This is a genomic window from Pseudomarimonas arenosa, from assembly GCF_014841215.1.
Lineage (GTDB): Bacteria > Pseudomonadota > Gammaproteobacteria > Xanthomonadales > Xanthomonadaceae > Pseudomarimonas > Pseudomarimonas arenosa.
In genome coordinates, this window is record NZ_JACYTR010000005.1 from 15,930 (window position 1) to 29,151 (window position 13,222).

7 protein-coding genes are annotated in these 13,222 nt (G+C 63.4%); 3 read left to right on the forward strand and 4 right to left on the reverse strand.

From position 1 onward, the window contains the following. The first annotated feature begins 1 nt into the window (after position 1). The 3 genes from IFO71_RS03685 (at position 2) to IFO71_RS22450 (ending at position 6,000) form a co-directional block, all read left to right on the forward strand. Positions 2 to 1,948, forward strand: coding sequence for a TonB-dependent receptor plug domain-containing protein (locus tag IFO71_RS03685; RefSeq protein ID WP_192028187.1), 1,947 nt, complete (start codon positions 2 to 4; stop codon positions 1,946 to 1,948). An 831-nt stretch (positions 1,949 to 2,779) separates the two neighbouring features. Further along, the gene (locus IFO71_RS03690; RefSeq protein WP_192028188.1) at positions 2,780 to 5,143 is read left to right on the forward strand and encodes a choice-of-anchor X domain-containing protein; all 2,364 of its coding nucleotides are present in this window, start codon (positions 2,780 to 2,782) and stop codon (positions 5,141 to 5,143) included. A gap of 158 nt (positions 5,144 to 5,301) precedes the next feature. Then, positions 5,302 to 6,000 carry a 4'-phosphopantetheinyl transferase family protein gene (locus IFO71_RS22450; protein ID WP_192028189.1) on the forward strand — a complete coding sequence of 233 codons (699 nt, stop codon included), beginning with the start codon at positions 5,302 to 5,304 and terminating at the stop codon, positions 5,998 to 6,000. Positions 6,001 to 7,007: 1,007 nt separating this feature from the next. Here IFO71_RS22450 and IFO71_RS03700 read toward each other — a convergent pair. The 4 genes from IFO71_RS03700 to asnB form a co-directional block, all read right to left on the reverse strand. Beyond that, entirely contained in the window at positions 7,008 to 8,324 is a 1,317-nt protein-coding gene (locus IFO71_RS03700; RefSeq protein ID WP_192028190.1) for a hypothetical protein, read from the reverse strand. Between the two features lie 222 nt (positions 8,325 to 8,546). Then, complete coding sequence (gene murJ, locus IFO71_RS03705) at positions 8,547 to 10,088, reverse strand: murein biosynthesis integral membrane protein MurJ (protein ID WP_192028191.1); 1,542 nt, start codon at positions 10,086 to 10,088, stop codon at positions 8,547 to 8,549. Then, a complete protein-coding gene (locus IFO71_RS22455; protein ID WP_192028192.1) occupies positions 10,085 to 11,365 on the reverse strand; it encodes an O-antigen ligase family protein in 1,281 nt (426 codons plus the stop codon). Before IFO71_RS22455 ends, murJ begins: the two co-directional genes overlap by 4 nt. Then, a complete protein-coding gene (gene asnB, locus IFO71_RS03715) occupies positions 11,365 to 13,221 on the reverse strand; it encodes an asparagine synthase (glutamine-hydrolyzing) (RefSeq protein WP_192028193.1) in 1,857 nt (618 codons plus the stop codon). Before asnB ends, IFO71_RS22455 begins: the two co-directional genes overlap by 1 nt. Position 13,222 lies beyond the last annotated feature (1 nt).

Consider the following 13,222-nt stretch of genomic DNA (forward strand, 5'->3'; position numbering starts at 1 on the left):
CATGCTCAACGCCCTGATCTCGCATCAATCGGATCGACTCTGGACTCGACGCTGGTCGGTAGCTTTGCTGTCGACCGCGCTGTGCACACTGCCATGCGTGACGCAGGCGCAGGAGGAAGACCTCGATCAGTTGCTGGAACTGCTGGCCGAGGAGACCGAGCTCGCCACCCGCAGCCGACAGAATGCCGACTACGTGCCCGGCATCATCACCGTGCTGCACGCCGACGAAGCGCGCCTGCTTGGCGCCCGCACCGCGCTTGAAGCGCTGGCCTTCGTGCCCGGCATCGACATCAGTCGCGACCAGTATGGATCGCCGGCACTGAGGGTGCGCAGCGTCGATTTCTTCTTCAACAGCGGCAATGTGAAAGTGCTGGTCGACGGACTGCCGATTTCACGCGAGGCCGCGTTCCAGAATGGCAGCGTGCTGTTGACGCCGATCGAACAGATCGAGCGGATCGAACTGATTCGCGGTCCAGGTTCTGGCGTGCATGGCGACTTCGCCTATATGGGCCTGGTCAATCTGATCACCCGCCATCAGGGCAATGCTGCCTCGATCGGCGTCGGGCGCGGAGATCGTCGCAGCATCGTCGCCCACTTTGCCCATCGTGCCGAGACCAATGAGGTTTCGCTGAGCGGCAATGTCTCCAGCTGGGAAAGCGACCGCTACGACACCACCGATGCGCTGGACAACGATGAGCAGCGTCGGATGTTGAACCTGAAGCTGGCGCTGCGCGATCTGTCATTCAAGCTGGTGGCCTTGGACCGCGACTGGCAAGGGCTCAGGCGGATCAATCCGCGCCCCGGCCAGCCACCACCGCCCTCGCCATTTGCCAGCAACCTGCAGAAGGAACGCAGCTATAACACTGAGCTTCGCTACAACTGGCTGAATCAGGACGACAACCGTGGTGCGCTCTGGCTACAGCGACAGCACAATGAATATGAGCGCCAGAACACCTTGTTCGAAGGACCTCGTACTGAGCTGGGTGGCGACTGGTCGTACCGACTCGGCCGCCATCGACTGTTGCTGCAGGCGCAATGGGCACGACTGGGTATCGATAGCGCCGTCAGCCGGCAAGGCCCGGCGGCCGGCGAGACCATTGACAGCCGCGACATGCGCTCTCTCGTGCTGCAGGATCAGGTCGATCTTAACGACAGGTTTCAGATTACCGCAGGGGTGCGCTACGACGAGCTGCAGGATATCGACTCCGAACTTACGCCGCGACTCGCTGCGGTCTGGCAGATCAGCGATCATCACTTGTTGAAAGCACAGTATGCCGAGGGCTTTCGATCGCCCACCGTCAACGAGCAATTCGTCGACGGCCAGAGCATCGGCCGTCGCGAGTTCGAGAAGATCGAAACCCGCGAGATCGGCTACGTCTATCGACGCCCGAACACCGTGTTTCGCGCCACCGGCTTTTCCAACCGGATCAGCGACCTGCTGTTTCCGCCGTTCAATCAGTTCTTTGAGCAGAACCTGGGCATTCGTGCACAGGGGCTGGAGTTTGAACTGACCCATCAGCCCTGGCGCTGGCTGAAAGTGCAGGCGACATGGTCGACTGCCAACACGCTCGATGATCGCGCGGCGGTGCGCCCACCCGACCAACCACTGCAAGGCTTCGGCGGGCCGAGCGTCGCCCAGCCGGAATCCCTGGGCAATCTCGCCCTGCTGTTCAACCAGGGCGAAGCCTGGTCGGGTGGCCTGCATTGGCAACATGTCGGTCGGCGCGCCGACCGCGGCATAGCCGGCTTCCAGGATGGCTACGATGTGCTCAATCTGGGCCTGAGCTATCGACCGCCCCGAGCACCGCGTCTGCGTCTCGACTGGGGCCTGCGCAATGCGCTGGAGGACGACGTTTTCTACATCGAAACCTCGCCCGGCGCCGGTTTGCAGTTGAACCGCTACCAGCACCGTGAGTGGAGCTTTGGCATTACCTGGTCGTTTGACTAGCCCGGGTATTTCATGAGGGGGCGCGGATGATCACCGAGGACTTTGCGCCGAGTGCAAGGCGCGACGAGCCCAAGTGGTGGGCCCACTTGGGCGAGATCGGGACGCAGTCCCGCGTAGCTGCGACAGCAGCCGACCGAGCGTAGCGAAGGCGCAGGCTACGAAGTAGCCGTTGCTGCGTAGCAGCCGACCGAGCGTAGCGAAGGCGCAGGCTACGAAGTAGCCGTTGCTGCGTAGCAGCCGAACAACGCCGCAATCGGCGCAAAAGACCTCAGGGCGAATGCCCTGCGTAGCCGCGCAGCGGCCGAATGAGGGCCGTGCCAGCGCCGAAAGATCGCCAACACTCTGTTATCTCAACACCATCGGTCGAAACTCTCGCCCCGCCTGGAATCGCCGGATCTTTCGGCGCGACCTCATGAAATATCCGGGCTAGGCTGGATTGCTGTCCTATTTACCCAGCCGGGACAGCATGGGCACGGGGCTTGGTCGATGCACCCTTCGACAATCTCAGGGTGCGCAGTGACGCGCTGGCCGAGCGCATCGAGGCGATGTCCTGAGCAGACCGAAGGGCCTGCGGCAACGAAGCCAAGGATCAACTGACCCTTCCGTATTCTTAACCATCAATGCCGCCAGCGCTCGCTGATTGAGGAACCGCTCACGCTTTCGATGCGTGGTGGTTCGCAGTTCCAATGACCCAAAGCGCCTGTGCGGCAAAAGGGCGCGGTGGTTCTCACTTCTTTGTCATGCGGCGGCGCAGAGTTTCTCCGCACCGACGCCCGTGGACCCGGCTCCTGGGTCGCACAACGTCGCGATTCACTCTCAAAGGAGAGGCATATGCAATCGCACGACTGGACGGCGACATCCGCGCATGACTATCCCCCGCTGCGAAGCCAGCGCCATGCTGGCTGGCTGGGCCTGCTGCTGTGGGCTCCGCTGTTCTGCGCCCATGCCGCCGCGCCGACGGCCGCGCTGAGCCTGGATCCCAGCAGCCTGCGACCGGGCGATTGGGTGGTCGTAACCTTGCGGGTACAGGCAGGCACGGCGCCCGCCAGTACTGGGCTCAGCGCCAAGGCCGATCTCAGTGGACTGGGCCGAAGCGTAGCGCAGGATCTGTTCGACGACGGCCGCTACGGTGACGCAGTCGCTGGCGACGGCCTGTTTAGCTACCGCGAAAACATCGCCTCTGCGCTGAGCGCAGGATCGGTCACGGTGCGTGCCTGGGTCACCGATGCTCAGGGCCGCCGTGCCGAGAGTACGCAGACAGTGAGCATCGTTACCGGTGATCCGGCCCCACCTCCCAACACGGGACTGAGCCTCAGCAGCACGCCAGTCGCGGCCGAAGCCGGCCAAAGCATTGTGTTAAGTGCCGTCGTGACAGCAGCCAGCAACCCGACCAGCACCCGCATCCGGGTCAATGCCGACCTGCGTCAGATCGGCGGCCGCCGCAGTCAGCGCTTCAGCGATGATGGCAGTAATGGCGACCTGATCGCCAACGACGATCGCCATTCCTTTGCGATCAGCCTGCCGAGTTCACTGACGGCTGGCGACTATCGACTACCGATCACAGTGAGCGATCGACAAGGCCGCAGCGGCAGTTCCGAGCTGCTGTTGACGGTGAGCACCAGCGCACCACCACCGCCGCCACCGCCAGCTCCGACCGCACCAAGCGGCACGGCACAGATCACGCCGCAGTCGCAGCAGGCCGGGCAGTCGATCCTGCTGCAGGTCAGCGTCACTCCGGGCAGCCAGCCGAGCAGCACAGGATTGCAGGTGTTGGCCGATCTGGGCGCACTCGGCGGCAGCGTGACCGCGGCACTGAACGATAGCGGTCAGTCGGGCGACGCCAGCGCTGGCGACCTGGTGTTTTCGCTAAGCACCGAGATCGCCGCCGCCACCCCCGCAGCAAGCTACACGTTGAGGGTGACAATTCGCGATGCCGAAGGCCGGCAGGGCCTTGCCTTTGCCAACCTGAGCGTTACCGCGCCAACACCACCGCCTCCGCCGCCTGGCCACCAGCACGCCTGTAGCGGTTTCTACGACAGCAGTTTCAGCTTTGTCGAAGGCTTGCTCAATCCAGCCATTCCCAGCGCCGGCCGACCGCCCAAGGGCAGTGCCTATGCCGACCTCAGCTTCGGCAGCTGCGGCGTGCGCGCCACCGATCATGCGACCGAGCCACCAAGCAGCTTTGCCCGCAATGACTACTCGCGCCGCCAGGCTTTCAACGCCGACAACTCGCGCTTCTTGGTGTTCAGCCTGAATGGCTTCTGGCATCAGTACGACGCCAATACCCTGGCCTATATCGGCGTACTACCGGGCCTGGCCGGCGATGCCGAACCGCAGTGGCATCCGACCGATCCAAGCAAGCTGTATTACGTACAGACCAATGGCGGTACCGACTTGCGCGAACTCGATGTGGTGAGCGGCAGCACCCGCATCGTCACCCACTTTGCCGGCCGCCTGCCCTGGAACGGGGTGGCGCATATCTGGACCAAGTCGGAAGGCAGTCCCTCAGCTGACGGCCGCTACTGGTGCCTGATGGCCGAGAACAGCAGTTTTTCGACGCTGGGCGTATTTGTCTACGACCTGCAAAGCGACAGCATCGTCGGCAGCAAGTCGATATCGGCACGCCCCGATCATGTCAGCATGTCGGCCAGCGGGCGCTGGTGCGTGATCTCGCATCTGGCCGGCAGCGGCGGCACTGTGGCCTGGTCGCGCGATTTCGGCCATAGCGTGCCGCTGCACTCGACCTCTGAACACTCTGATCTGGCCTTGAGCGCAGAGGGACACGACATCTTTGTTGCAGTGGACTACCAGAGCAACGACGGCGCGGTGTTCATGCTCGATATCGACACCGGACAACGCACCGACCTGTTCAGCAGCTATAGCGCTGGCGCAGCCAGTGCTTTCCACTTCTCAGGAAAATCCTTCGATCGACCGGGCTGGGTGCTGGTGTCGAGCTATGCCGGGTATGGACCACGGCAGTGGTACATGGAGAAGCTGTTCGCGATGGAGCTGAGGGCCAGCCCGAGGATCTTTCAGCTGGCCCATCATCACAGTGCGTACAACGGCTACTGGACCGAGCCGCATGCCAGCGTCAGCCGTGACTTCAGACGCATTCTTTTCAACAGCAACTGGGGTACAACATCAGCAACGGATCTCGATGCCTATATGATCCATCTGCCGGCTGAAGGGTTCTGATGACCCGCATGCCGGATTGAGACTTCGGCAATCTCGGCGCCGCGTGCCATCGGCGCACGAGATCGGGACAGCCCGCCGCGGCCACGGAGGTCGGCCGCGGCGGCGAATGGCAGCTCGGCTCGTCTACCATAGACACTCTTGCCGTTCAGTCTCCCGCCGTGAAGCCGAGCCAACAGCCCATCGCCATCACTCTGATCGACCTCGGCAAGGTCGATGAACTGGCCCTGCAGACCCAGAGCGCGGTGCTGGACGATCAGGAACGACAACGCTGGCAGCGCTTGCGTCAGCCGCTGCATCAGCGCCGCTTTCTCGCCGCCCATGTGGCACTGCGCTACGTACTGGCTGATTGGCTGGGCAGCAAGGCCGAGCAGCTGGCCTTTGCAGCGGGCGAGTACGGAAAACCCGGGCTGCGCGATGCTGGCATCGATTTCAGTTTCAGCCACAGCGGTGACTGGGCCCTGTTGGCGATCGGTCCCGATGCTCTGGGCATCGACATCGAGGCCCTGATCGACCGCCCCAGCGAACGGCTGGCACAACAGGTATTGAATCCGGATGAACTGGCGCAGTGGAGCAGTCTTGCTGAAGCCGAGCGCAGCCCTGCCCTGACCGACGCCTGGACCGCGCGCGAAGCCCTGCTCAAGGCCGATGGCGGCGGCCTGCGTTGGGATCTGCAACGAGCGCGCATCCCGTCGCAGCTCCCCGGCTGGGCCGAGATCCGCGGTCAGCAGCGCAACTGGTGGTTGCAGAAACTCAGCGCACCGCCGGGCTTTGCCGCCTGCCTGGCCACCGGCGAACCGGTCGAACCGCCCACCACCTATCGTTTCAACTGGCAGACGCTACAGCCAGAACCCACGTAGGTGTTCGACAGACTCTCGACAGGCCTTAGTCAACGGCGAATCCATACGTTATGCAACACCGACGCGCGACGATGGTGGGCGGCACGCCCGCCCTACAAACGCCCGGCTTGCCAAGCCATAGGGTGGGCCTGTGGCCCACCGCGATGAACCCAGGCGTTATGCGGTGCCGGCCCGGCGATGGTGGGCGGCACGCCCGCCCTACAAACGCCCGGCTTGCCAAGCCGTAGGGTGGGCCTATGGCGCACCGCGATGAATCCAGGCGTTATGCGGTGCCGGCCCGACGATGGCGGGCGGCACGCCCACCCTACAAACGCCCGGCTTGCCAAGCCGTAGGGTGGGCCTGTGGCCCACCGCGATGAATCCATGCGTTATGCGGTGCCGGCCCGGCGATGGTGGGCGGCACGCCCGCCCTACAAACGCCCGTCTTGCCGAGCCATAGGGTGGGCCTGTGACCCACCGCGATGAATCCAGGCGTCATGCGGTGCCGGCCCGGCGATGGTGGGCGGCACGCCCACCCTACAAACGCCCGGCTTGTCGAGCCGTGGGGCGGGCATGTGACCAACCGCGATGAACCCAGGCGTTATGCGGTGCCGGCCCGGCGATAGTGGGCGGCACGCCCACCCTACAAACGCCCGTCTTGCCGAGCCATAGGGTGGGCCTATGGCCCACCGCGATGAATCCAGGCGTCATGCGGTGCCGGCCCGGCGATGGTGGGCGGCACGCCCAACCTACAAACGCCCGGCTTGTCGAGCCGTGGGGCGGGCCTGTGGCCCACCGCGATGAACCCAGGCGTTATGCGGTGCCGGCCCGGCGATGGTGGGCGGCACGCCCGCCCTACAAACGCCCGGCTTGCCAAGCCGTAGGGTGGGCCTGTGGCCCACCGCGATGAACCTGGGCGTTACGCGGTACCGGCCCGGCGATGGTGGGCGGCACGCCCACCCTACAAACGCCCGGCTTGTCGAGCCGTGGGGCGGGCCTGTGGCCCACCGCGCAACACTCCAACCTGTCTACTGCAAGAAATTGCTCGGCAGTCGCACCATGAAGGCATCGATATCCTCATCCGAATTGTTGCCCCAATTGGATGAAAACAGAATGTACTCGAAGTTCCGACTGACCGAGGCATGCGGCTCGGAGAAATAGCCGTTGTAATCCACGTGATGGTGCGCGATGTTAAGAATGCGCGGATTGCTGGCCAGTTCGACTGCCATGATCCGTTCGTGCAACCACTTCTCGGCGCCATCGTGTGCGTAGGTGGAAAGCACGATCCAGCCCGGGCGTGAAAAACTCTTGCCTGACACATGGTAAGCCGTCGTCGTGCCCTGAATGTAAGTACCAAACAAGGTGGTGCGAACACCGGTGTCAAGGTCAATCATCACCAGATCGCCGTTCTGGCTTTGGTAGTCGACGAACACGAAGTAGTCGTGGCCATCCAGCCCCAAGGCCAGATCGGAGTGCTCAGAATTGCCATGCAACTGTCGCGACTGGCTGAAATCGACGTTGAAGGCCTTGGTGCCGCCAAGGCCATTGATATGTGAGGTCACGCACCAGCGGCCGCTGGCCGACATGCTGAGGTGATCGGGCCGGTGGTTGCCGAAGTCGCTGGCGCTGCGCGTGCCGAGGATGGTGTCGGTTTGCAGATCGTAGGTGAACACGCCGCGGAAACCGAAACTGCTGGTTTCGGCCTGAAAGCACCAGTAGCGACTATCGGCCGAGGGGCTGCCCTCGGACTTGGTCCAGATATGCGCCACACCGCTCCAGGGCAGGCGACCGGCAAAATTGGCTACCTGGGTCGATTGATTGCTGACCACATCGAGTCGGCGCAATACGGTGCCGCCATTGGTCGGCACGTAGTACAGCCAGTTCGGGTTGCTGTGATGCCATTGTGGCTCGGCATCGCCGGCCGGGCCATTCAGAGTGCGCACGAAGGCCAGCGTCTTGGCATCGTACAGATGCCAGAAGCCGTTCAGGGCGTTGACGATGAAAAAGCTGTTGTCGGCATTGAAGGCCTGGCGGCGCGAATAGTCGTTGCGGGCGAATCCGCTGGGCGGTTCACTGGCATGGGCAGTGGCACGCACCACGCAGGTGCCGAACGCCGGGTCGGTCAACTCCACGCCCTTCGCCGGCCGCGCACCGCCCGGTGCTGGCGCGGCGATCATGCCTTCGACCGGGGTGAACCCGGGGGCGTAGAAGTCACCACAGACTGAGGGATCCAGAGCTTCGAAACCGTTGTGGTAGAACGCCTCGGCGCTGCGCGAGGCGAGCAAGGCCGCCACCAGCAACAATGACATCATCGCCCACGAGCGTCTGCGTATCACGACGCTCATAGTGTCATCGCTTCGACTCGGATTCGACATCTTCGCCTTCGAGATTGCCGCGCTCATTTTCAGTTCCATTTGATCATTAGACTCCAGCGCCAACACACTAAACGATTGCATGCGACATGACGATGTCGGTCGATGAAAGTCGGCGTTTCGGGCGACGAACGGTTGAGCCATCAATCGAAACAATACATTCTTAACATCCATATCCACTAGTACAGTGCAACCTCAGCGCCTGCGCAATACTCGCTGCTTCAACCAATTCACATCCGGTTGGCCGGTGAGCACAGCCACTACCAGGGTCGCCAGACCGATGAGGGCACCGCCCGTCACCGCCATCAACGCCTGCTGCCAGCGTTGCTGATCGGGTTCGGCCCACAGCCAGGGCAGCGACCACCAGGCCGCGGCGGCCAGCAACAGCGCCAGACCCAGTAGATGCGCCAGTTCAGCCAGTTGCGAGCGTTGCCATTGCAGCCTCAGAGCTCGGCTCGCCAAGGCAGCGGACAGCAAGGCCGACTGCAGCATCGACAGCGAAGCGGCCAAGGCCACTCCGGCGGCGCCGTGCTGATCCACCCACTGCAGGCACAATGCCATGTGGGTGGCGATGCCGAGCAGACCAATCAACACCTGGCGCCAGGGCTGCAGGGCGGCATGCAGCACCCGATAGTTGAAGAAGGCGACGCTGCGGAACACCAGCCCCAGGGTCAGCAGCACGGTGATACGGGCGGTAAGGCGGGTGTCTTCGGCCGTGAACGAGCCGCGCTCCAGCAGCAAGACCATGATCGGCTCGGCAAACAAGGCCAACAGCACGGCACAGGGCAGGGTAAGAAACAGCACCAGGCGCAGCCCTTCGCGATAGCGCTGGGCGGCTTCGGCGTATTCGGCACGAGCGAAGTGGCGACCAAAGCTCGGATAGAAGGTGGTGATCACGCTCTGAGCAAACACTTCCAGCGGCAGGAAGGCGAACATCGAGGCATAGGCCATCGCCGAGATCGCCCCTTCGGCGCCATGCGACAGAAAGTATTGGTTGATCAGGCTGGTTGCCACGGCGCCGGCCGAGCCGACCAGCAAGGGCAATAGATGCCCAGCCGAACCGGTGAAATCGGCATGGCGGAAATCCAGTGCCGGGCGCAGACTGGAACGCAGCAGATCACGACAGCCCCACAACAGAATCGCCGCCTGCAGCAGAAAACCACTGAGCACACCGATGATCAGGGCGCTGATGCCAAGACGCTGCGCCAGCCACCAGGCCGCGGCGATCACCGTGATATTCGTCAGCACGCCTTCCAGTGCAGGTAGCACGAAGCGCTCGCGCGCATTGCAGATCGCCGACAGCAGGGAGGACAGGGTCAACAGTGGAACGCAGGGCAGCAGGATGCGCGTCAGGCGTGCCGCCTCGCCGCGCTTGGCCTCGGCCAGACCCGGCGCCAGCGCATTGACCAGCCATTCGGCATGCACAAAGAACAGCACCGACACCAGCAGCGAAAGCAGCAAGATGACGGTGAACAGGGTATTGGCGCCGCGCCAGTCATCGTGTCCCTGTTTGCCCTCCAGGCTGGCCATGAAGCGCGGTACGAAGGCGACCGTGATCACCGTCGACAGCAGGGCCGGTAACAGCATCGGCAGGGAGTAGGCCACCCAGAAGGCATCAAGCTCGGCACTGGCGCCGAACAAGGCGGCGATCAACATGGTCTTCAGGATGGCCAGCAGCTTGCCGCTGCCGCCGACCACCGAGAGCGTGAGCGCCCCCCCCAGATTGGCCTTGCTCATGCCCGCATCTCGATGGCATCTGGGTTCGGTTCGATATCCAGCTGCTCGACCAACTGCTGCTGTCGCTCGATCTCCTCCCAGCGCAACTGCATGAAGCGCTCGACCAGGGCTGCCAGGGCCCAGAAGCAGGCCATCACCGAGCCCTCAGTGAACGGGCTGCCGTAGATATTGCCCAGCGCCATGCAGACCACGGCGATCTTGAACCCCACCGCCAAGGCCTGTGCTTCGGCATCCATGGCCTGCGCAGCGGCCCAGCGCCCCAGTCGATATAGACAGAACATCAACCACAGCAGGGTCAGAAGCCCCTGAACACCGGCTTCCGCCAGGGTCAGCACGTAGTAGTTGTGGGCATCCTTGCCGGCGTAGATCGAATAGTTGCCAATCTGTGACTTGAATCGGTTGAGGCCAATGCCGGCCGGATTCTCCGCCCACATTTCCAGCGCGCCGGCCCAGATATCCCAGCGGCTGGCGGTGCTGTCATCGAACTCCTCCTGACCATGCTCACCTTGTTGCTTGGTCTCCTCCACCCGCTCGAACGCGCCTTGCGGCAACCAGGGCAGCACGGTGATCAGGGCTACCAGGCCGAAGATAACCATGCCGGGCCCGCGCCGCAGCATCACCAGAACCAGCCCCAGCAGGCCGATGAAATAGCTTTGCCGCGAATAGGTCACCAGCACCGCGCCGGCCAGGATCAACAGTCCGGCCAGGCCCAGCATGCGCCAGCTGAAGCGACCCTTGTAGAGCAAGGCGAGGGCGGCGAAGACCGGAATGAACATGGCGTAGAACACGCCAGCCCGATTGGCCGAGCGAAAATCAGGACCGAACGGCCCGGCGGCCCGATGGCTCTCGACATAGCCGCCGATGCCGTAGGCGCGCGCCTCCGACCACGCCTCCAGGCCGGCAATCAAGGCCGTCGCCAAGACCAACAGGATCAGCCGGCGGCAGCTCTTCAGATCGTCGACGGCGTAATAGAACAGGAAGTAGTACAGCGGATAGAAGATCAGGGTCTTCCAGTACGTGACATCGGCCATGGCATCGGCCGGGCGCGCCAGCATGCCGATCAGCATGCCGATGCCGGCAACAATGAAGTACAGACGCAGAGCGCCACCGGCGAATGTCGGCGGACGCGGGGCGCTGCCCGAGCGCAGGATCAACAGCGCCAGGGCAGCAAAGAACAGCAGGTTGGCCACATTCAGACCCGGCAGACCCAGCTCCAGCGGAAAGTGGATCTGGTTCACGGTGTAGAACACCAGCACGCCGAGCAAGATGTTAAGCACTACGGCCGCCTGTCGATGTACCGCCGCGCCCAGATCTCCAGGCAAAGCACCTGCCACAGGGTTTCGGCATGGTTCTCGCCACCGCCGCGGTGTGCCGTCAGCAGTCGCTCGGCCTCGGCCGGCACCACCCAGCCGCGCTCACGAAATGCGCGACTGGCGAAGATATCCGCTGCCATCGCCCCAAGCTCGGCGCGGAACCACTCCACCAGCGGAATGGCAAAGCCCTGCTTGGGTTTATCCAGCACATCGCCTGGCAGCCACTGGCGGGCGACTTCCCTTAGCAGGTGCTTGCCGCGCCCCGCATGCACGCGCAGGTTCTGCGGCAGGCGCACAGCGAACTCCACTACCCGGTAGTCGAGCAGGGGCGCGCGACCCTCGATCGAGGCCGCCATGCTCATCCGGTCCAGCTTGACCAGGATGTCATCCAGCAGATAGCTATGAATATCGACATCGACGATGCGATCCAGCGCCGGCCAGCCGGCGCTTCGGGCAAACAGCGGGTGCAGGTCGCGGTAGGGATTGCCCACCGCGTAGCCGAGCAGGGCGCTCAGCTCGGCGGCGCGACTCAGCCCGACACCGCTGAGATAGCGATCCTCGAAGCTCATCGCCAGCCGCTCTCCGACCCGACCAAGTCGAAAGCCACGGATTCCGGGAATCAGCCGTCCGGCCGCTCGCAGCGCCAGCCCGAGGGGCGCGCGCAGCAGGCCGAGGCGCTGCAATTGGAGAAACTTGAGGTAACGGTCGTAGCCGGCAAACGCCTCATCGCCACCGTCACCAGACAGGATCATCTTGACCTGTCGACCGGCCAACTCGGACACCAGATAGGTCGGCAAGGCCGACGAATCGGCAAACGGCTCATCCAGATGCCAGACCAACTTATCTACCAGTTCAGTTGCATCGGGCTCGACGACCAACTCATGATGCTCAGTGCCAATATGCTCGGCCACTCGCCGGGCGTCGGAAAGCTCGCTGTAGCGCGCCTCGCGGAAACCGATCGAGAACGTCTTCACCGGCTGACGCAGATGGCGCTGCATCAGTGCCACCACCACGCTCGAATCGAGCCCGCCGCTCAGAAACGCACCAAACGGAACATCGGCGACCAAGCGATCGCTGACCGCGGTATCCAGCAACCGGCTCAGCTGCTCCTTGGCGCTCTCGATGCTACCGCTGAAACTGGGAGTGAAGTCGAGTTGCCAATAGCGCTGCTCGCGGTACTGGCCGCCGCGGATCAGCGCGAAATGCCCCGCCGGCAACTTGTGCACCGAGCGGAAGATCGAACGCGGGCTGGGCACATACCCGAAAGCGAAGTACCCGGGGAATGCACACTGATCGACCTCACGATCGAAGCCCGGCAACTCCAGCAACGACTTCAGCTCGCTGGCAAAGCCAACGCCTTCCCTCCCCTGCCAGACAAACAGCGGCTTCTTGCCCAGCCGATCGCGCGCCAAGAGCAGCTGCTCGTTGCGCCGATCCCAGATCGCAAAAGCAAACATCCCGTTAAGTCGGGCGATCGCTGCTTCGCCCCATTCAAGATAGGCGTGCAGGATCACCGCACTGTCGGAATCGTTCTGGAAGCGATGCCCGCGCGCAATCAGCTCGGCACGCAAAGCGCGGAAGTTGTAGATCTCGCCATTGAATACCAGGGTGACCTGACCGTCAGCGCTGTGCATCGGCTGACTACCGCCAGCCAGATCGATGATCGCCAGTCGACGCATGCCAAGCAGCACCCGATCTTCCACATGCAAGCCGCCTTCATCGGGGCCGCGGTGGAAAATCGCCTGATTCATCCGCTCGCCGACCTGGCGGCCGGGAGCCGACGCGCCAGGCTGCGCCAGATAGCCGATGATGCCGCACATT

Excerpts from the sequence above, each read along its gene's own strand:
- IFO71_RS03690 (WP_192028188.1), top strand. The coding sequence starts at position 2,780 with ATGCAATCGCACGACTGGACGGCGACATCCGCGCATGACTATCCCCCG.
- IFO71_RS03685 (WP_192028187.1), top strand. The coding sequence starts at position 2 with ATGCTCAACGCCCTGATCTCGCATCAATCGGATCGACTCTGGACTCGA.
- murJ (WP_192028191.1), bottom strand. The coding sequence starts at position 10,088 with ATGAGCAAGGCCAATCTGGGGGGGGCGCTCACGCTCTCGGTGGTCGGC.
- asnB (WP_192028193.1), bottom strand. The coding sequence starts at position 13,221 with ATGTGCGGCATCATCGGCTATCTGGCGCAGCCTGGCGCGTCGGCTCCC.
- IFO71_RS03700 (WP_192028190.1), bottom strand. The coding sequence starts at position 8,324 with ATGAGCGTCGTGATACGCAGACGCTCGTGGGCGATGATGTCATTGTTG.